The sequence below is a fragment of the Nocardia sp. CA-084685 genome (genome assembly GCF_050955785.1).
In the GTDB taxonomy this organism is placed as follows: Bacteria; Actinomycetota; Actinomycetes; order Mycobacteriales; family Mycobacteriaceae; genus Nocardia.
Window position 1 is genome coordinate 269,764 of record NZ_CP192095.1, and the last position, 18,837, is coordinate 288,600.

Sequence of the window (18,837 nt, forward strand, 5' to 3'; positions counted from 1 at the left end):
CCTGACGGCGCTGCCGGCTCGCCTCGTGACAGCGCGGCCCAACCCCGAGCGCGCAACAGCGGCCACTCCCCGCTGGTGTGGCTGCCCACCATCTCGTACCCGGCACCAGCCCGCCCGTGCGGAAGGAGATCTCCGTTGAGCACCACCCACTCCATCACCCCTCAACCGGCCACGATCGCGGACTATCCACCGCAGTCGCGGCTGCCTTTCCCCTTGCAGACGCTGCTGTACTCGCGGGTTCGGCACCGCTGGCTGACCTCGTTGCGGGCCCGCTACGGCGATGTCTTCGCGGTGCGGGTGCCGCCCTATGCGGACCGGCTGGTCGTGGTGTCGCGGCCCGAGCATGTGCGCCAGATCTTCGCCGCCGACGCCACCGACGTGCACGGCGGCGAAGGTAACCATCTCATCGCCGGGCTGATGGGGGAGCGCAGTGTGATGGTCCTCGACGAAGAAGACCACGCACGGATGCGGCGGCTGCTGACTCCGGCATTCGGGGGCGCCGCGCTGCGCGGCTACCGCACCTTGATCGAAGACATCACCCGCACCGAGCTCGAGCGCTGGTCGAGCGGCGACACCATCGCGGGCCTGAACCGCATGAACGCGATGGCACTGGAAATGATCGTCCAGGTCGTGTTCGGTGTCACCGACCCGCAGCGCCGCGCCGAACTCGGGCCGCGCTTGGAACAGGTGGTCGGCATCCACCCGCTAGTCCTGGCAGGCCTGCACTGGCCTCAACTGCGAAACATCGGCCCATGGTGGCGATTCCACATCAACGAGCACGCCATCAACGAGCTGCTGTACAAGGAACTGCTCGAACGCCGCATCGACAACAACGTGGCGCAGCGTAGCGATGTGCTGTCGCGGATGGTGGCCGTCGGTGCGGGTGAGCGCGCGGACAAACCCTTGTCGGACCGGGAAGTTCGCGATCAGCTGATCACCTTGCTGCTGGCCGGGCACGAAACCACCGCCAGTGCCCTGGCCTGGACGCTCTACGAGCTGGCCGCCAACCCCCACATCCAGGACCTGGCCCGCACCGCCGTGGCAGAAGGCGACGACAAATACCTCGACGCCGTGTTCAAGGAGTCGATGCGCCTGCACACCGTGATCGGCGGCACCTACCGGCGTGTGACCCGCGAGATGAGCATCGGCGGCTATCGCATCCCGGCCGGAGTGTATGTCACCACCAGCTCGCTGCTGACCCACCACGACCCCGAAAACTTCCCTGACGCACTGCAATTCAGGCCAGAACGGTTCCTCGAAGGCGAGGTCGCACCGCATTCCTGGTATGCGTTCGGCGGCGGTGTGCGCCGCTGCCTGGGCGCGGCGTTCGCGCAGCTCGAGGGAACCGTCGTGCTGCGTGAGGTGCTGACCCGCTACCGGCTGTCGCTGCCGCCGGGAGCTCGGCCCGAACGCGACCTCGTCCGCAACATCACCCACGTCCCCTCCGGGGGCGCCCTGGTCACCGTCACCTCGGTCAGCCAGGAGGACCGCACATGCTGAAACGCCCCAACCTCCACGACCTTCCGCTGGCGATCCACACACCCGATCGGTTGCGGCTGGCCTACACCGGCACCGGATCCGGTGAACTGACGGTGCTGTACCTGCATGGACTGCTGGCAGACTCGAGCTTCTGGGCTCCGCTCATCGAGCACCTGACCCCCCATGTCGCCGACCGCGCCCGCCAATTCGCCTACGACGCGCGCGGGCATGGCCGCTCGGACTGGCCCCGGCCAACAGCGACAACCGATTTCGGGGTGCTCGCCGATGATCTGGCGTTGGTGATCGACACCATCAGCGGCCCAGTTGTGCTAGTCGCTCACTCCATCGGCGGCTACGTCGTGCTCGAATACGCGCGCCGACATCGCTCGCAGCTCGCGGACCGAGTCGGTGAAGTGGTGATGTTCGCCGTCGCCGGTGAGGAACCGGACTGGCCCGCCTTGAGGACTTTCCGGCCCGCCGCCCGCTCGCTGCGCTGGATGCGTCACCGAGGCCCGCTCGATGTGATCAACGCCGCCGGGCACAGCTACCTCGAAAGCAAGCTCCGCAGCCTCGCCGCGCACGCCAAACCAGGTCGCGCACAACTGATCCCGAGTATCCACCCGGTGGATCCGCGCGCCACCGCCGATATCTGCACCAACGTCACCGTGTTCGAGGTCGACGACGACATCGCGCGGTCGCTGTCAGCGGTGCCGGTATCGATCTGCACTGCCGAATTCGACAAAGTCGTGCCCCCCGCGCAGTCGCGGCGCGTGGCCCACCGGATCCCCGGCGCGTACCTGCACCACATCCCGGGAGCCGGACATTCTCTGCCGCTGGTCGATCCGGCCTCGGCCGCCGCGCCCATCATCTGCGCCGTTGACCGGCTCACAGGCGGTGCCACGCAAACCCACCCCGCCCCAGTGCTGGCGAGGTCGATGCGAGATAGCAGGTGAGGATCGAATGACACTGGACCCCACACCGCCCGGCGCGCTGGCCACTGCGCTGGTCGCTGCCCGCGACCATGCTGTGCACGCCGGTGACGGAATCGTCGTCGTCGCCGTGCGTGCCCATCACCACCCGTTGGTGCTGCACCAGAAGGTGGACGGGCTCAACGAGGCCGCGGCGTTCGCGGTCGGCGCGGCCGCCGACGCCGCGGCCGTGGTGATCGTGGTCGCCCCACCCCTGCGATCGCCCCGGGCCATCCACGCCGCCGACGCCATCTACGAGCAGCTCACCACCGCAGAGATCCCCGTCGAGGCGCTGATCTATACGCCATCGCTGCAGGAGGGCACCGCATGGACCAACCTGCGCCCCACCAGTGGTGACCTGCCCACGGGACTGGTTCCCTCCGCCCGAACATCCCGCGCTCCAACCGCTCGCCGACGTGTATTCCGTGGCCGGTGGCTGACCGCGGCAGGGCAGCGGTGATGACTACCCCGCCCGCAGCGAACACCGTTGGGCGGCCGCTGCTTTCGCTGGCCGCCTCGCCTGCGGGCCGAGGCGGGCGCAACGCAGAAGGAGCGAAACCGTGACCGTCGAGCCCGCCATCGCCGGTCCCGGCCTCCGCCAGGTCGGGCATCCGGATCCCTCAACGCCGCAGATGCAGCTCGCAAAACTGCTCCGTCACGCGCTGCGTGCCCAAGCCGACACCAGACGCTCCGGGGCACCGTTCGTCGGACCCGACCAGCTGCCACACATCCAGCTGGCCGGGCGCTTCGACCTCGAACTGGTCGCCGCCGAGCTCATCGCCGCCGCCAGGACCCGGGTGTGCCTGACCGACATCCGAGAGATGGTGCGCGGCAACCCATCCCACACACAAGCCGATCAGAGGATCCCATGACCACCATCGCCTGTGACCACGTAACCCAGCTGCCGGACGCCGATGCGTCATCGAATGCGCAGCCAGTGCTCGTCGACATCAGCACCGCGCAGCGACGCAGGCGCCTGGCCGCGATCGCAGCTGCTGTGGTGGTGCCGGTCGCGGTGGCCACCGGGCCCGCGGTGGCGGCTGAACCGCCACCGCAGCCAGGTGTCACACCCCAGGCCACACCCGCCCAGCCCGGTGTCGCACCCCAAGGACAACAACAGCCCGGTGTCACTCCCGCGCCTGCGCCAGCGCCGCATCAGGACATCGGTTCGGGTTTGGCCGCGGTGCTGCCGCGTCCCGCGCCGCCGCGCCCGGATCGTCCGATGCCGAAATTCTGGTCCCAGCCCAGCTATCCCGAACCGGCCGATGACACCACAGGATCCGAGGAAGCCACCGAACCGGCACCGCCGCTGATGCTGCATGTGGGCGCCGACAGCGTCCCCCGCCCGGACTGGTTGCCCGAATCCGTGGTGCAGGTGTCGAACGAATGGAACGACCGCGGGGTGTACGAGCTGGCGTTGATGGGCGACGCGGCCGGGCTCGACCGCGACCAAGCCAACCGTCGTGCCCAAGTAGCCGCTGGTGGCGCGGTCGCCGGCGGGATAGCCGGTGCCGACGCGGTGGGGTTCGTCGGCGTTGTCGGCGGGTGCCTGGTGGGGCTGGCAGCCGGTGGCGTCATCGGAGCAGGCGTCGGCATCGCCACCGGCGGAGTCACCGCACCATTGTTCGCGACCATCGGCGGCATGGCCGGCTGCATGGCCGTCGGCACAGCGGCGGGCGTGGTCGCCATGGGCGTCGGCGCGGCGGCGGGCGCGGCGCTGGGAGCCTCGGCCGCAGGTGCATTCGGTGGCGGCACCAGCGATAACCCTGCCCCGCTGCCGCAAGCTCTGCAGCCGCCGACCGCCCCGGTCGACGGAGCCGAGCCCGCTGCTCCCGCAGGGGTTTCCGCGCCGCTGCCCGCGCTGGATGCCCCGCCACCGTCCCCGCTCGATGTCGTCGCGTCCGCGGTGGCTGGGGTGGTGTCGACCGCGCAGGCAGCGTGGGCGCAACTGACTGTTCCGCCGGTGCCCGAAGACATCTTCCAGGGATAGCTATGAGTGGGGACTGGGTCGTGCGAGGTATACAGCCACCGTCGGTGATGCCCGTGGTCGGCCCGATCATGCACTTGGTGCGCGCCGAACCGCCGTCGACGCCACCAGTGCTGGTCGTCAGCGGTTGCGGTGGCGGTGGAGCCACCACCACAACGCTGGGGCTGGCCTCGCACCTCGCGGCAGCGGTGCGCGCGGTCGCGGTCGATGCCACCGTCGCGGGCGGGGACCTTGTCCTGCGCGGCGCGGATGCCCAATTGGTTCTGGTCCCGATGCAGGCGTGGCTGGCCGGTGCACATTCGAACCGTTCGGTCTCGTTGGGGCAGGCGCTGTCGCAGGCCTCCAGCGGTGCCGCGCTACTCGCCCGCGACCCTGGCCCGTTGCCGCGCCGAGCCACGATCGCCACCGTGTGCGAGCGGCTCATCACCGAAGCTCTGACACCGATCGTCGACGGTGGAGCCGCAGTGCACGCACGCCACCTGCGCCCACTGCTCGATCAGCCCGGCATCCGCCTCGTGCTGAGCATCCCCGCACGCCACGACGCCGCCAACCGACTGCGCTGGACCATGCAAATCCTCGACGCCGAGTTCGGCGAAGATCTCATCGCCTCAACGGTTTTGGTCATCAGCCACCAAACACCGAACACTCCTGCGGTCGGTGCCGCGCTGGCCGAGCACTATGCGGGCTGGGTCAGCGCGGTCGTCGAGGTCCCCTTCGACGCGCACCTGGCCACCGGGCAAACCATCACCCACGCCAGCCTGCATCCCCAGACCCGCGACGCATACACCGAACTCGCCGCCCACGTCATGCCCGAAGCTGAACGCCCGCAGACGAGGTCGGCCCATGGATGACTGGTTCGCCACCCCCGACACCGAACTCGACACCACCACAACATCTTCGACCGACCCGGTTCCCACTGCGGCCGCAGCGACGCCCGCACTGTCGGTGGTCACCGAAGACGACGCGGACTGGTTCGACACCGTGGCGCCCCCAGCCCGGGTCTCCACCAGTCCGCCGCCGCGCCGCGCAAAACCCGCAGGCCGCAACCGCAACTCGGTGCTCGCGGTCGCCGCCGCAGTAGCCGCACTGGTCGCGGTAACCGCAATCGTGGTGGCCGTCGTAGTCGGCGCCCTGATCCACGAGGACTCCACCGAGATCACCCTGCCCTCCACCTCGGTGCCAGCGCCACCAGCCAACACGGTCACCCCACCGTGGTGCACGGGCCTCGCCGCCGGCGAACCCGCCGCAGTGAGCTCCCCGGATCCGTCGATCGCGACGATCGCGGCGTTCGAGCAGGCCTACTACGGTGCCCGCAACGCCGCCGCCGCCCGCGCCTATGTCAGCACCGATGCCCGGGTCGGTTCGGTCGAGGAACTCGCCGCCGGGATCGCCACCGTCCCCGCAGGCACAACCCATTGCGTTCTCGCAGCGCGGATCCAGCCCGGCCTGTACGCGGTGGACCTGTTCGCGCGGCGATCGGTCGGCGGGCAGCTCGACCACTACCCGCAAACCATCACCACCATCGACGCCGCCAGCGCACCACAGGGCGCACTGATCACCTCGATTCTGGCCAGGGAGGGCACGTGAGACCGACCGTCACCCACATCAGCACCGCCGCCACCACCGTGCTGCTCGCCTGCGCGGTACTGACCGGCACCGCCCACGCCGACGACACTTCGGATTCCTGCACACCACTGCACCTGCTGCTCGCCAACGGCACCACCGAATCCGCACCGAACGCCGCCACCGACCAAGACAGCGGATTCAGCATGCAGATCGCGGTACCAGCGATGCTGCAAGCCAACCGCGACGGCCGAACACTGCTGTCGCGCAGCTATTTACCGTACTCAGCGTCCTTCGGCGGCAAACCCGGAGATCGAGCCAGCGACCCCTACAGCCTCTCGGTCAATTCCGGGGTCGCCAATGGCGTGCGAATGCTCAACGACCAGGCGCAGCAGTGCCCGAAGCAAAAGATGTTCCTCGTCGGCTACAGCCAAGGCGCACAAGTCATGGCGACGATCGCCGCCGACATCGCCAACGGCAGAGGACCGATACCCGCCGATCGGGTCGCTGGGGTGGCACTGTTCTCCAACCCTCTGCGCATACCCGGGGCACCAGTGTTCGCCACCGCCGGTCAGAACTCCCCAGCGAAAGTACCTGGCGCCGCAGGCTCGAGCGTCACCCAAGTCCACGTCGGCACCGTCACCCCACCCGATGGTGGAGGCATCGCGCCGACCAAAACCGCGCCCAGCTTCGCGGGGATGGCCGGACGGGTCGCATCATGGTGCGCTCACGGTGACCTCGCTTGCGACACCCCCAAAGACGCGGCACTGGCCCGGGTGGTCGCCAATATCGCCAGCCAATCCAAGCTCGACCCCACCGATCCGATCGGCATCCTCACCAGCGTCGGCACCGCGGTCGGCCAGTCCATCCTCTACACCGGCTCCAAATTCATCACCGACAACGTCGGCTTCAACTCCGCCACCGGACGGGTCGAAATCAAAGCCTCCGCAGGGCCCACGGTGATGGACCGACTCGTCGAGGCCAGCAACCCCAACCTCCCCAAAGACGGAATCGGGGAAGCGATCAAGGCGATCACCAAACTGGCCGGGATGGCGATCAGCGCCACCATCAGCGTCGTCAAAACCGTCTTGTCCCCAGCATCGATCGGCGAAATCGCCGCCGCCGGAGTCGCGGGACCCGAAGCCGCGTTGGCGATGCTGGGCACCAAAGTCGCCGGTGCGGCACTGAAATTGGTCTCCCCGGTCACCGCGGTGAACGCGGTCCAACTCGCCTTTCACGAGCTCGAGCAGGGCGCGATCGACAACGCGGGCCTGGTCCGCATCGCCATGGACTCCACGTACTGGAACACCGCCCAACAGCACACCTCATATGTGAGCACTCCCGTCGGGGTCGACGGGCAGACCGCCGCCCAGTTGACCGCCGATTGGGTCGCCGCGGCCGCCGCGGACCTCGCCGACACCCCGGCCGCGAGCACCACCGCAACCAAACCCCGCACCGGGCCGCTTCTGGCCTCTCCCGACCGGCCGGTGCTCCCGGCCTCTCAAATCCTTGCCGGACATTCCTGACCCGCGACCAGAAAGGACACCTGCCATGGCGGCGCCGATTGCACACGGCGAAGGCGGAACAACCCCCGAGGTTCCCGCCGGGCTGAACGTGCCCTCGGTGTCCGAGCAGGCACCGATCTGGCATGAGCCCCTCACAACCACGACGCCAGCGCCCGCGTTCTGGGTGCTGGGGGCCCACGGCGGTGCTGGAGCCAGCACCCTAACCCAGACCTGGGCACCGGCAGCGGACTCACAGCGTGGATGGCCCGCCGCCGACCGCTATCCGCACGTCGTGATCGTCGCGCGCACTCACCGCACCGGGCTCGCAGCCGCGCACGTACTACTGCGCCAAGCCGCAGCCAGATTGACCGGCGGCTGCAAACTGCTCGGGCTTGTCACTATCGCCGACGCCCCCGGCGCGCTCCCCAACACCCTGCGTCGGCAACGAGACCTGGTCGAAGAACTCGCACCCCAGTCCTGGCGGATCCCGTACCTGGGCATCTACCGCCAACTACCCCTCGAGCAGATGCCGCAATGGTGTCCCCGCGATCAGCCGCCCGAACACAAACGGTTCTCCCGACCCGATCCCGACACCGTCCACCCACAGCTCGCCGAGATCGGCACAGACATCTTCCAAGCCGCCCGCAACGCAACATCCAGATAAGAGGCACCCATGCAGAGCGCACTGACCACCATCTACTACGCCACGACCACCCAGATCCTGGCCGCACAAGACATCGGCACTCCCGAACCTGCTCCGCCACCAGGGGCACCCAAAGTAACCCTGATCCTGTCGTGGGTGATCTGGGGAGCCGTGATCGCCACCGTCGCAGGGTTCATCGTCGCAGCCGCGATGCTCGGGTGGCAGCGGATGCAAGGCGGCGGCGGTGACGCACAAGGCAAGCTCGTCGGGGCCATGATCGGAGCCGCACTCATCGCCGCGGCCGGAACGATCATCAACGCGGTGTACCTGGCACCGATCCAATGATCGACTTCCTGATGCAGGGCCCACCGACCGAGCACAAACCGCTCCCCAGTCAGGTGTGGGACCCGTTGTACTACAAGGCCTTCAGCTGGTTTCTGTGGTTCGGCATTGTGTTCTCCATCGGCACGTTCATCGCCACCATCGGCGCACTCGCCTGGCAGCGCCGCTCAGCATCCTCCACGAACCTGCTCGAAGAAGCCACGCTCCTGCGGATCCTCCTCGGCGTCGCCCTGCTCGGCTCTTCCATGGCCATCGCTCAATCCCTGTTGTCGCAATCCTGAACTGAAAAGGGGGACACCACAATGCACGCAATCGTTCGGCCAACCGCGGCCGCGCTACTGAGCATGGCTCTGGCCGCTGGATGCGGCAGCGGCGGCGATCAGCGTGTCGAACCGAAACCGGTCGATCTCACCGCAGCACCCGCAGCGCTGACATGGGAGAACTACCGCGGAGTGCGCCTGCCCCGCTCCGCGGTCGACGGTCCCACACAGTTCGGACAGATCGCCAACGGCTACACCCAGACCCCGCAAGGTGCAGTGCTGGCCGCGATTCGAGGCCAAGCCGCCTTGATCCTGGCCGGCGACAACGAATGGGGAACCGTCGTGGCCACCCTGACCGCACCCGGGCCCGGACGCGACGAGTTCGCCGCCAACCGGGCCGTGCTCTCGGTCTCCGGGTCGGTCCCTGCCGGGCAGGCACCACGGTTCGTCGGGTTCAAAGTCATCACCTACCAGCCGGACCCACCGATCGCCGGTGTGCGTGTCGTCGAGCAAATCGGCTCTCCACCACGCACTTTCGCCTACCCAGTAGCTCTGCAATGGATAGGGGACTGGCGCATCGTGCTACCCACCGTCGCCGAAGGAATCGACGCCATCGAACTCGACAACCTCGACGGCTACACCCGCCTGGAGGACAAATGAGCCGGGCACTGCTGATCATGATCGCTGTCGCGGCGGTACTGGCTGGGGCCGCAGCCGCGATCATCGTGGCCCACGACGACGACACCACCGCGGTGGCCCCATCACCGAACGCGGGGTCGACCACCCCGAGCCCTCCGACCGGATCAGGGTTCGCCGACCCGACCAGCGACAGACTCGGCCGCAAAGTCGCGATCCCGAACAACCCCGCCGGACAGGTGCTTGTCCAGCGCGAGCCTGCCGCCCGCACCGAATATGTTGCCGGACAGGCGGTTCCGTCACCGGAATCAGTGATGATCCAGCGCAGCTACACCATGCCGATCCTGATGTCGACCAGCGACGGACCCACCCGCCTCGACGGCACCACCCTGGTCGGTTACCGCCGCAGCCCCCAAGGCGCGGCCCTGGCCGCCTGGAACTTCATTGCCCGCGCCTACGCCTCCGACCCCGCCGTCACCGTGGAAGCACTGAACAAACTCGCGATCTTGAAGCCAGACGATCACGCCGCCCTGACCAACCCGACGATTCACCAGCCGCCCGACGGGGACCGGTACCGGCGCCTGTTCACCGCCCCAGACGGGTTCCGGATCCTCAGCTACGACGACACCTTCGCCGCCGTGGAGTTGGCCCTACAAATCCCCGGCGAACCCGGCAGCAAAACAGTGCGGCAGTGGGCCGGAGTCCGAATGAACCTGCTCTGGCGCAACAACGACTGGAAGGTCCAGACCCCCGAAGACCCCCGAAGCCTCGGCTCCGGACAAACGTATCCAACTCTGACGGGGTGGACGACATGGGCGTTCTGAAACGACTCCTCCTGCTCATGGCGGCCCTCGCCATCATGGCCACAGCGAACGCGGCCACGGCCTCAGCTCAAGATCGGCCAGATATTCCCGTGCCCGGTCCCGGCCCCACGCTGAACCTGCCCACACCCAGCAGCGACGGCAACAACAACTTTCAGACCGACCGCAACAACTGCCAAGACGCACTCAGTACCGGCAACGCTGCTGTCGATGGGTTCATCGATGTAGTGACCGGAGGCGCACCGACCAGCTTGTGTATCGGCGCGGCAACAGCATTGAACCCGGGAGACGCCGCCACCACCCTGGCGTCCTCGGCAGGGTCTCTGTTCTGGGGGGACCCGGTCGGCAAGTTCACACGCGCGGTGATGGAAGGCAACACCAACGCGTTCTCGATGCTGATGACGTTCTGGATGCGTACCCCCATCCCCGCACTGACCGACTCATCGGCCGCGATCGGCGTGCAGAACATCACCTGGGAAATCCAGTTGATCGCATTGGCATTCGGCGTCGGGGTCGGAGCCACACGCATCGCCATCGCACGCCGCCACGCGGTCGCTGACGGAGCCGATGAAACCGCGAAGATGCTGCTACGCACCGTCTTTGCCATCTGGACCCTGCCAGCGCTGGTCGTGACCCTGCATCAAGCCGGGGACAGTTTCTCGGTCTGGGTGATCCAGCTAGCAGCAGGCGGTGACGTCAACGCGAAGATCAATGCGATCACCTGGATCAACGAGAAAACCGGTTACGGGCCGGTCGTTTCGTTGGCGTTGGCCGGAATCGGTTTGCTCGGCTCGGTCGCTCAACTGGTTGCGTTACTGATCCGTGAAGCCGTGCTGGCTCTCGCTGTCGGGTTGTCACCGATCGCGGCCGCATCGTCGGTGACGGGCACGGGACGGCAAACGTGGTCGACGATGATCAGCTACACCGTCGCCGCGTTGCTGTTCAAACCCACTGCAAGTTTGCTGTATGCGTTCGCGTTCTGGGCTGCCGCCGACCAAACCGCCGCTGATGCGATCGTCGGTGCGGTGCTGCTGGCTATCGCGGGGCTCGCCTTGCCGACCCTGCTGCGAGTGATCGCCCCTGCGGTGTCGACGATTTCGGCTGGCGGCAGTCAGATGACGGGCCTGGCCGCCGGCGGTGGCGCGGCCCTCGGCGCGGCCGCGGGTGCCAGCAAATCCGCCGGAGGCGGCCTCAGCGGGCTCGGAGGCAAGAAGTCCGGTGGCGGAAGCGCGAATTCGAGCGCGCCCGCCGCATCAGGTGCGAAGAACCCGTCCTACCGCGGACCGTACTCGGGCAACGGATCATCCAGTCGCGGTGGCATGAGCAACAAGAGCGCTCCCACCGGCGGCTCGTCGGGTGGGCGGATGGCGGCGATCGGGCGTGGGACCACGAAGACCGCCGGTGCAGCGCTGACCGGAGCAGGCATGGCGCTGGCCGGAGCCGCGGTGATCGCCCACGGCCTCAACCGCGGAATATCGGGAACCGCGTCATTCGCTGAAGGCGCGATCAGCAACGGGAACGTGCCTCGATGAGCGAAACCACAGCCGACCGGCCGCTGTACGCCGCCGGCACATTCCCGCAGAGAACTGGATTTTTTGGTCTGTCGTTGCGGGCGAGCATGTTCGGTGCCACCGCGATGGTGGCCGCCCTGCTGGTGCTCATGACCGCAGGTCTGATGCCCGCCGTCATCTTGGCGGGCCTGTCGTTTCTGGTGTTGACGCCGATGGTGATCACCTTCGGCCGACGGAGCTTATACGAGGTGGCTCAGGTGCGAGTGCAATGGTGGTCCCGGCGAGGTCGCGGAACAACGGTCTACCGATCCGGTCCACACTCCCGGATCCCGTCCGGTCGATATCGACTTCCCGGAATCCTGACGCAAACGACATTGCACGAAGCGGTCGACCGGCTCGGCAACGAGTTCGGCATGGTGCACAGACGTCGAGGTGATGAGTTCACCGTCGTCATCGAATGCTGGCCCGGTGGCGACGAGGCCCGCACCGCCCACGAACGGGACCTGGCAACCGCGGACTGGGGCGCATACCTGGCTGGTCTCGGTCTGCCAGGCGATATCGCGGCCGCGGTGGTCGTGTCGGAGAACATCCCCACGACGGGGCTGCGCCTGGGACACGAAGTCGACCGGATGATCCAACACTCACGCTCACCCATCGCCTCACAGGTGATGCTCGAGTCGGCGCGCATCTTCCCCGCCGGCAAGGTACAACAGCTCGCACGGTTGAGCATCACCTTCAAGGCGACCACCCGCGCCACCCGCACAGACCCCGAGGAGATGGCCGCCGAACTGGCGCGAAGACTGCCCGGACTTTACGAAGATCTGATCGGCGCCGGGGTGGAGGCCACACCGATGTCGGCAGCCCAGATCGTCGAGTTCGTTCACCGCTCCTACAACCCCAGCGCCGAAGCCGATTTCGAGGAACTCGACATCCTCGACGAACCCCACGGATTGGACTGGGAAGACGCTGGCCCCGCCGCCGCGGTGCCCCGCTGGGATCACTACCGCCACGATGGTGTCACCTCGATCGTGTGGGAGATGGCCGCACCACCGGAGAGCGTATTCACCGACGAAGTGCTGAAACCGCTACTGGCCCCGCATGACGCGCTCGAACGCAAAAGGGTGACCCTGTTCTTTCGCCCCTACAGCGCAGCCGACAGCACCAAGAAGGTCGATCGGGAATACAAAGACAGCCTCGTCGACATGCAACAAGGTCAAGGGGTCAAAAGCGCGGCCGCGGAGCTGCGGTTGCAGGTCACCGAGCAGCAGCGCAACGAGCAGGTACGCGGGGCCGGTCTGCTGCGGTACTCGCTGCTGGTGACAGTGACCTGCCGCGACAACGTGGCGACCGCAGCGGCGATCACCCAGTCCCTCTCGGCGCGCGCCCGGCTGAAGTTGCGCCGTGCCTACGGTCAACAAGACGCCGCGTTTGCCGCCGGATTGGGTGTCGGTGTCTCGTTGCCCGACCACTCGACCATGTCCAAGATCGTCACGAACGCGTAGCCACGCCATGGGTACCACATTCACCGACGATGCTTTGGCGCAGCTGGCCACCGACATCGAAACAGGGGTCGCAGCCGAACCCGCGCTGTTGTCCAAAAAGGGACGCGCACTCGCGAAATGGAGGCGAACACAACAAGATTCGAGTGACAACCGCTCGACGCCTCCGAAACAGCGCTGGGGTGTGCGCCCCCACACCCTGAGCCCACGCGGATACCGCGGGCCCGGCGGCGGTGCGATGGACATCGTGGTGCCACCACTGGAGTGGCAGGCCACCACCATGCACGCATGCGGTCTGTCACCGTGGGTGGTCGGTGCCGCCGCACCGCTGGTCGGCACCCCGGTCGGTGCACACCTCACCACCGGAGAACCCGCGTGCGTCGACGTCCTCGCCTGGTTCGCTGCCGGGCTGATCTCCAATCCCTCCGCATTCGTCCTCTCGCTGCCAGGCCTGGGGAAATCGACCCTGATCCGCAAGATGTTCCTCGGCGCGGTCGCCCAAGGCCAGGTCCCGATCGTGGCGGGTGATCTCAAGCCCGAATACGTGGCAATCACTGAAGCCGTTGGCGGACAGGTCATTTCACTCGGACACGGCAGAGGCACCATCAACCCGCTCGCGGCCGGATCCCTCGGCGCGATGATTCCGCTGCTGGAAGCCCACACCGAAGAACTCACCGCCAACGGCCAACTCGGTTTGATCGAGGAAACCAAGGAACTGGTGCATTCACGGCAGGTCACCATGTGCGCTGCGCTGATCGAACTCATCCGCCAGGGCACCGTCGCTGATTTCGAGCACGCGCTACTGTCGGCTGGGCTGCGTGAACTGCGCGACAGCGGCAGGTTCTCCTTCGCGAACCCACCGCTCGTGCGTGACCTCGCCGACCAGATCACCGCCGGATCCGAACGGCTGCAACGCGTTGCAGCAACAGACAGCCCGCAGGACTACACCGCCGCAACTCAACCACTGCGCCGGTCGCTGGAAGCGTTGCTGGATGGTCCCCTCGGTGAGATCTTCGCCGCCCACACCTCCACCCCGCTGAACCTGGACGCCGCAGCCATCTGCATTGACGTCTCGGCGCTGAGCCGCGGCGACAAAAAGCTCAAGGCCGCTGTCATGTTGGCCTGCTGGAGTGACGCATACGGCTCAATGGAAGCCGCCCACCTGGCAGCCGCCGCGGGGCTGGCCAAACAGAAATACTTCCTCGCCATCCTCGACGAACTGTGGCAGGTGTTGGGCGCCGGGGCAGGCATGGTCAACAGAATCGACGAGCTGACCAGGCTCAACCGCACCGACGGCACAGGGCTGTTGATGATCACCCACACCGGCCGCGATCTGGAGTCCCTGCCGAGCGAGGTCGACGTCAAGATCGCCAAAGGATTCATCGAGCGAGCAGGTTTGGTAGTCACCGGCGGCTTGCCCGCAGGCGAGCTACGCCGCCTCGCCGATGTGCTCCAGTTCAGCACCGCCGAACAGGAAATGATCACCTCGTGGTCTCGGGGCGCGCCACTTCGGCGGCTTCGCCGCCGTGCCCGCCAGAAACCACCGGGCATCGGCCGGTTCATGGTGAAAATCTCCAAAGACAACACCCCGGGGATTCCCATTCAGACCCTGCTCACCAGCACAGAAACCGAATTGCAACTGCACGACACCAATATTCGGTTCGCAGATTTGATCGAACAGGCAACCTAATGGCCCCGCCGCCGCCCGCCGCCGCCGGTGTAGCTTCTCACGATTTTTGTCGCTCTTTTCGGCAATTTGTCGCCGATCTGTCGCCTCCGAAGATCCGGTGTGAACCCAGTCTGCCGTGTCGCGCCAGAAAATCCGCAGAAGGAAATACCAGATGACAACCGAGTCCGCCTCCACCAACTACTGCAAGGACCTGGGGGAATTTGTCGAAATAATTCTATTGCCGCTTTACCCGCGACTTCTAATCGAGGCCTCCGACCTGCCTGCGTTCCAGCAGACCTACCCCAACCTCTGTGACGCCGTGTGGCCCATCCGAGCCTGGTGCGCCGAATGGTGGAAACACCCTGATGCGGTGGTCCGACTGGAATGCATCTGGCGAGAGTGGGAGTTCATGCGCCGGAGAGGAGAGGATTTCAGTCTTTCGATGTGGTTTACCTACCACGCGGATCACCACATGGCGGTTCTGATGTCGCCGTTTGGAACCTTCGCTGGCTGCTCAACCACCGGCGGGCACAACAGCGGTCAAACCCTGCACCCGCAGCGGCACCGGCCAAGCCAACTGCCTACGGCCCCGATTCCACCGGATCTGCTGGCCGCACTCAACCGTGACATTCCGCCTCCCGAAACCGACCCGCCAGCGGAAACCGATCCGGACAGGACCGACCTGTGATAATCCCCTCTCCCCGTTCTGTCGCCGACCATTCGCCGACGGATCTCGCCACACCCAAAACTCCCAGCTCATCGGCGTGCGCAGAGAGCGAACGGACCTGTGCTGGAGGCCGGGCTGTATCCAGCTCCGATGAAAGCGGCAAATCGATAAGAAAGACGGTCGACAGATCGAATGAGAAGTAGCAATAAATGCATACCTCGCAGTTCTGCCCCGATATATACGGCGAGAACCTACTGTCGTCGCGCCCTGGCGAATTTGTCATCAGCGAGCTTCGCGGGCATGCCTGCTTCCATCACCGCTCTCGATGAAAGATTGACGAGCGCAGCTACTTTCGAGGATGGGCAAGGATATGAGTGAGCCCGACCGACTCCGCGATATCGGCGATCTCGCGGCAACGGGGACAGCCGCATGGAAGAGTTTTCTCGAATACGAGAATGACGGCGCGGCAGCGGAATCGCTGAAAGTGTGGCAGGAGAACGCTGCACGCATCAACACCGCCCGTCGAGAGGCTGAGCGGCGCGCAATCGACGCCGGGATCGTATGGCGTCACATCGACCAAGCTCGGACCGCAGGCTTTCTGTGCCCTGACTGGCGGCATATTCGACGACAGCCGGATCTGATCGCAGCGATGCGCACCGCACTGGTGGGTGTTGTCGTCGCCGACGCGCAGCAGTTGGGAGTCATGGCGATCGTCGATGCCGTGCGGACTCTGACAGTCCGATCGAATGCTGCCAGCGATGAGCCGAATCCGGTTGGTGCCCAACAGTATCGACAGAACATGGAATCGCTTCTGATCAAGGTCAATTCCCTCGGGGCGCTGCTCGAGTTGACTGAGTCCGAGCACGCTTCCATTGCGAACGCAGAGATACAGGCCCGAAAGCAGTGGCTGGACATCAACGGCGTCGTCCCCAACGACGACATCGAAGCCCGCTGGAATGCCTTCGCGCGGCCAGAGATAGCCGAGGACGCCGATGGGTTGGCATCGACCCTGTTGGACGGCGATCCATTTCTGCCGCGACCCGACGCACTGATCGAGCACGCCAGCGACGCCCTGGCAGACAGGGCGTACGACGATGGCGTGGAAGCTGCGGGAGCCGTCGATGCACTTGCAGCGCAACCCGCGGCGGTGACAGCAACAGCCGCTGAGATATCGGCCATTGTCGCCGCCCACGACAGCGACAGCCTCCCGGTGATCACAACGGCTGGTCTCAATTGGAACCTGCGCACAGACGCTGCGCCTGTCACCGACGCCCACCTCGCGCCCGAAAGCCACGCCGGCCCCGACATGCCGGGGCTCGGGCCGTGACCGATCAACGACTTCCTCTCATCGCCAATCCTGGCGCAGTTGCCATCGAATCCGGCCGTCTCCCGGAAGGCGCAAAGCCAACCGAGCTGCCGCGCAGGTTCCACTCAGCGAGTCGGCTTGTGACGCTTCAGATAATCGACGCCGAAAAGGGCTATGGGCTGGGGCGGACCGAACCGCAGTGGCCGAGTCGGTGCCCAGCCACCGGCGAAGCCGGAAGCGTACAGGCGATGTGGCATGCCGACCGTGGGCCCGAGGCGGCTAGGTGAGCATCAGCGCGCTCCGCGCCGCCGTCATCGCGTGTGTGGCGGCGGCGATCGCGGTGCCGATGCTGATCATCACGATACTGGTCGACAACGAAGCCACAGCGTGCGCTCCGGTGCTGGGGCAAGGGCTACCCGACACCGATGGCGTCAGCCTCGCCGGTCTCAACACCCAGCAATTGGCGATCGCGAAGCTCGCTGTCCAGGTCGGCGAACAACGACACATCGCCTCCAACGGGATCATGGCCGCGCTGATGGCAGCCAGCCGCGAATCCAGCTTCCAGAATTACGCCAATTCCAATGTGCCGGAAAGTCTTTCCTTCCCGCATGACGCGGTCGGATCCGACTACGACAGCGTCGGGCCGTGGCAGATGCGAGTCAGCGTGTGGGGCAAGGAAGTCGGCGTGGCCGGGTTGATGGACCCCAGCTATCAAGCGAACTGGTTTTTCAACAAACTTGCCGACATCGACGGCTGGGAATCCCGCGACCCGGGCGACCTCGCCGCGTTGGTCGAGAACCCCCGCGCGGATCTCGTTGGCGCCTACGACGCCCACCGCGACACCGCCGCCGCTATCTACAGCGCGTTCCAGGGAAGCGAGGGAAGCGGCGGTGCGTACACCCCGGACTACGCCACATGCGGGCCCGGCGCGCCTGCCGTTGACGCACCGCCCGGCGACTTCAACGCTCGGGTGCTTGCGGCCGCGCAAACGTGGCTCGGCACCGATTACGTATGGGGCGGCGGCAATTACGAGGGCCCCAGCGGCGGTGGCTTCGACTGCTCGGGCCTGGTGTTGTACGCGGTCTACCAAGCATCCGGTGGAGCGATCCAGCTGCCGCACTACACCCAGTCCCAGCAGGACGACCCCGCTGGGCGACCCCTGGACCCCGGGGAGCAGCTGGAACCCGGCGACATCATATTTTTCACCGCCCCAGGCAAGGACGACAGCCATCACGTCGGCATATACGCAGGTAACGGGCAACTTTTGCACGCACCCGAAACAGGACAAGTCGTCAAAGTCAGCTCACTGGCCGACGGGTGGGAAGGGGAGCGTCAGGACATCCGGCGCTTCGGTACTGCCTCAAAAACCACCAAGGAGGCCCAATGATGATCCATCGTCGGATTCGGGTATCCGCCATCGTCGTCATCGCCACGGCGTTGGCCGTAGCCGTCGTCACCGGATGTGGCCACCATGAGTCCACGCCCTTGGTGCCCAGCACATCCAGTTCGGCCCCTGCCGCGCCGCCACTGAGAGTCGACGACCGCGATCCTGACGCTGTGCTGGTCGCGGCCGCAGCGCAGATCTACAGCTGGCAGCCCGCCCAAGACCCTTCGGCGGCAGCCGGTTTCACCCGGGCCCGCGCGCTCCTGGATCCCACCTACATCGAGTCGGTCGGCGCGACCGCGGCCGGACTGTCGCAGGTGACCGGAGCCACCTGGGACCGCTGGGCAGCGCAGCACGCCACCGTCACCGCCACAGCCCATATCGGCCACGACGATCATCCCGCTGACACAGCCACGGCCCATCAGCGCGTCGTCGTCATCACCCAACACATCACCCTCCCCAACCCTGCGGCGAGCGAACCCGATCGCGTCGTCGTGGCCTACATGATCGCGTCCCGGCTCGGCAGCACCGACCGCTGGCGGATCTCGATGATCGCGCCCAAGGAAGGACAACCATGATCAACACGCTGCCGCGAGC

General features: G+C 66.4%; 20 protein-coding genes. All 20 read left to right on the forward strand.

What is annotated here, in order from left to right; genetic code table 11:
* Positions 1 to 135 precede the first annotated feature (135 nt).
* The 20 genes from ACQP2U_RS43165 (at position 136) to ACQP2U_RS43260 (ending at position 18,818) form a co-directional block, all read left to right on the forward strand.
* Positions 136 to 1,500, forward strand: coding sequence for a cytochrome P450 (locus ACQP2U_RS43165; RefSeq protein WP_433717284.1), 1,365 nt, complete (start codon positions 136 to 138; stop codon positions 1,498 to 1,500).
* Positions 1,494 to 2,432 (forward strand): alpha/beta fold hydrolase, encoded by a 939-nt coding sequence (locus tag ACQP2U_RS43170; protein WP_433717286.1) that lies wholly within the window; start codon positions 1,494 to 1,496, stop codon positions 2,430 to 2,432. Before ACQP2U_RS43165 ends, ACQP2U_RS43170 begins: the two co-directional genes overlap by 7 nt.
* Before the next feature lie 7 nt (positions 2,433 to 2,439).
* Complete coding sequence (locus tag ACQP2U_RS43175; protein ID WP_433717287.1) at positions 2,440 to 2,907, forward strand: hypothetical protein; 468 nt, start codon at positions 2,440 to 2,442, stop codon at positions 2,905 to 2,907.
* A gap of 100 nt (positions 2,908 to 3,007) precedes the next feature.
* Positions 3,008 to 3,319 (forward strand): hypothetical protein, encoded by a 312-nt coding sequence (locus ACQP2U_RS43180; protein WP_433717289.1) that lies wholly within the window; start codon positions 3,008 to 3,010, stop codon positions 3,317 to 3,319.
* Entirely contained in the window at positions 3,316 to 4,437 is a 1,122-nt protein-coding gene (locus ACQP2U_RS43185; protein ID WP_433717291.1) for a hypothetical protein, read from the forward strand. Before ACQP2U_RS43180 ends, ACQP2U_RS43185 begins: the two co-directional genes overlap by 4 nt.
* Before the next feature lie 2 nt (positions 4,438 to 4,439).
* The gene (locus ACQP2U_RS43190) at positions 4,440 to 5,285 is read left to right on the forward strand and encodes a MinD/ParA family ATP-binding protein (protein WP_433717293.1); all 846 of its coding nucleotides are present in this window, start codon (positions 4,440 to 4,442) and stop codon (positions 5,283 to 5,285) included.
* A complete protein-coding gene (locus tag ACQP2U_RS43195) occupies positions 5,278 to 6,021 on the forward strand; it encodes a hypothetical protein (protein ID WP_433717295.1) in 744 nt (247 codons plus the stop codon). Before ACQP2U_RS43190 ends, ACQP2U_RS43195 begins: the two co-directional genes overlap by 8 nt.
* Positions 6,018 to 7,523 (forward strand): cutinase family protein, encoded by a 1,506-nt coding sequence (locus tag ACQP2U_RS43200; protein ID WP_433717297.1) that lies wholly within the window; start codon positions 6,018 to 6,020, stop codon positions 7,521 to 7,523. Before ACQP2U_RS43195 ends, ACQP2U_RS43200 begins: the two co-directional genes overlap by 4 nt.
* 25 nt (positions 7,524 to 7,548) lie before the next feature.
* Positions 7,549 to 8,166, forward strand: a complete 618-nt coding sequence (locus tag ACQP2U_RS43205; RefSeq protein WP_433717299.1) for a DUF6668 family protein — start codon at positions 7,549 to 7,551, stop codon at positions 8,164 to 8,166.
* 9 nt (positions 8,167 to 8,175) lie between these two features.
* Positions 8,176 to 8,490: a hypothetical protein gene (locus ACQP2U_RS43210; RefSeq protein WP_433717301.1), complete on the forward strand. Its 315-nt coding sequence runs from the start codon at positions 8,176 to 8,178 to the stop codon at positions 8,488 to 8,490.
* The gene (locus tag ACQP2U_RS43215; protein ID WP_433717303.1) at positions 8,487 to 8,768 is read left to right on the forward strand and encodes a hypothetical protein; all 282 of its coding nucleotides are present in this window, start codon (positions 8,487 to 8,489) and stop codon (positions 8,766 to 8,768) included. The genes ACQP2U_RS43210 and ACQP2U_RS43215 overlap by 4 nt, the downstream gene beginning before the upstream one ends.
* A 21-nt stretch (positions 8,769 to 8,789) precedes the next feature.
* Positions 8,790 to 9,407 carry a hypothetical protein gene (locus ACQP2U_RS43220; RefSeq protein ID WP_433717305.1) on the forward strand — a complete coding sequence of 206 codons (618 nt, stop codon included), beginning with the start codon at positions 8,790 to 8,792 and terminating at the stop codon, positions 9,405 to 9,407.
* Entirely contained in the window at positions 9,404 to 10,207 is an 804-nt protein-coding gene (locus ACQP2U_RS43225; RefSeq protein ID WP_433717307.1) for a hypothetical protein, read from the forward strand. Before ACQP2U_RS43220 ends, ACQP2U_RS43225 begins: the two co-directional genes overlap by 4 nt.
* Entirely contained in the window at positions 10,195 to 11,736 is a 1,542-nt protein-coding gene (locus ACQP2U_RS43230) for a hypothetical protein (RefSeq protein WP_433717309.1), read from the forward strand. Before ACQP2U_RS43225 ends, ACQP2U_RS43230 begins: the two co-directional genes overlap by 13 nt.
* A complete protein-coding gene (locus ACQP2U_RS43235) occupies positions 11,733 to 13,217 on the forward strand; it encodes an SCO6880 family protein (RefSeq protein ID WP_433717311.1) in 1,485 nt (494 codons plus the stop codon). The genes ACQP2U_RS43230 and ACQP2U_RS43235 overlap by 4 nt, the downstream gene beginning before the upstream one ends.
* Before the next feature lie 7 nt (positions 13,218 to 13,224).
* Positions 13,225 to 14,904 (forward strand): ATP/GTP-binding protein, encoded by a 1,680-nt coding sequence (locus tag ACQP2U_RS43240; protein ID WP_433717313.1) that lies wholly within the window; start codon positions 13,225 to 13,227, stop codon positions 14,902 to 14,904.
* 151 nt (positions 14,905 to 15,055) lie between these two features.
* Positions 15,056 to 15,571, forward strand: a complete 516-nt coding sequence (locus ACQP2U_RS43245) for a DUF4913 domain-containing protein (protein ID WP_433717315.1) — start codon at positions 15,056 to 15,058, stop codon at positions 15,569 to 15,571.
* A gap of 349 nt (positions 15,572 to 15,920) precedes the next feature.
* Positions 15,921 to 16,877: a hypothetical protein gene (locus tag ACQP2U_RS43250; RefSeq protein ID WP_433717317.1), complete on the forward strand. Its 957-nt coding sequence runs from the start codon at positions 15,921 to 15,923 to the stop codon at positions 16,875 to 16,877.
* A gap of 301 nt (positions 16,878 to 17,178) precedes the next feature.
* Positions 17,179 to 18,243 (forward strand): C40 family peptidase, encoded by a 1,065-nt coding sequence (locus ACQP2U_RS43255; RefSeq protein ID WP_433717319.1) that lies wholly within the window; start codon positions 17,179 to 17,181, stop codon positions 18,241 to 18,243.
* Positions 18,240 to 18,818: a hypothetical protein gene (locus ACQP2U_RS43260; protein WP_433717320.1), complete on the forward strand. Its 579-nt coding sequence runs from the start codon at positions 18,240 to 18,242 to the stop codon at positions 18,816 to 18,818. Before ACQP2U_RS43255 ends, ACQP2U_RS43260 begins: the two co-directional genes overlap by 4 nt.
* Positions 18,819 to 18,837 lie beyond the last annotated feature (19 nt).

Bases quoted from the DNA above. Each gene is read 5' to 3' on its own strand.
- ACQP2U_RS43260 (WP_433717320.1), top strand. From the start codon at position 18,240: ATGATGATCCATCGTCGGATTCGGGTATCCGCCATCGTCGTCATCGCC.
- ACQP2U_RS43215 (WP_433717303.1), top strand. From the start codon at position 8,487: ATGATCGACTTCCTGATGCAGGGCCCACCGACCGAGCACAAACCGCTC.
- ACQP2U_RS43185 (WP_433717291.1), top strand. From the start codon at position 3,316: ATGACCACCATCGCCTGTGACCACGTAACCCAGCTGCCGGACGCCGAT.
- ACQP2U_RS43230 (WP_433717309.1), top strand. From the start codon at position 10,195: ATGGGCGTTCTGAAACGACTCCTCCTGCTCATGGCGGCCCTCGCCATC.
- ACQP2U_RS43240 (WP_433717313.1), top strand. From the start codon at position 13,225: ATGGGTACCACATTCACCGACGATGCTTTGGCGCAGCTGGCCACCGAC.
- ACQP2U_RS43250 (WP_433717317.1), top strand. From the start codon at position 15,921: ATGAGTGAGCCCGACCGACTCCGCGATATCGGCGATCTCGCGGCAACG.
- ACQP2U_RS43195 (WP_433717295.1), top strand. From the start codon at position 5,278: ATGGATGACTGGTTCGCCACCCCCGACACCGAACTCGACACCACCACA.
- ACQP2U_RS43205 (WP_433717299.1), top strand. From the start codon at position 7,549: ATGGCGGCGCCGATTGCACACGGCGAAGGCGGAACAACCCCCGAGGTT.
- ACQP2U_RS43235 (WP_433717311.1), top strand. From the start codon at position 11,733: ATGAGCGAAACCACAGCCGACCGGCCGCTGTACGCCGCCGGCACATTC.
- ACQP2U_RS43170 (WP_433717286.1), top strand. From the start codon at position 1,494: ATGCTGAAACGCCCCAACCTCCACGACCTTCCGCTGGCGATCCACACA.
- ACQP2U_RS43210 (WP_433717301.1), top strand. From the start codon at position 8,176: ATGCAGAGCGCACTGACCACCATCTACTACGCCACGACCACCCAGATC.
- ACQP2U_RS43190 (WP_433717293.1), top strand. From the start codon at position 4,440: ATGAGTGGGGACTGGGTCGTGCGAGGTATACAGCCACCGTCGGTGATG.
- ACQP2U_RS43225 (WP_433717307.1), top strand. From the start codon at position 9,404: ATGAGCCGGGCACTGCTGATCATGATCGCTGTCGCGGCGGTACTGGCT.
- ACQP2U_RS43245 (WP_433717315.1), top strand. From the start codon at position 15,056: ATGACAACCGAGTCCGCCTCCACCAACTACTGCAAGGACCTGGGGGAA.
- ACQP2U_RS43175 (WP_433717287.1), top strand. From the start codon at position 2,440: ATGACACTGGACCCCACACCGCCCGGCGCGCTGGCCACTGCGCTGGTC.
- ACQP2U_RS43220 (WP_433717305.1), top strand. From the start codon at position 8,790: ATGCACGCAATCGTTCGGCCAACCGCGGCCGCGCTACTGAGCATGGCT.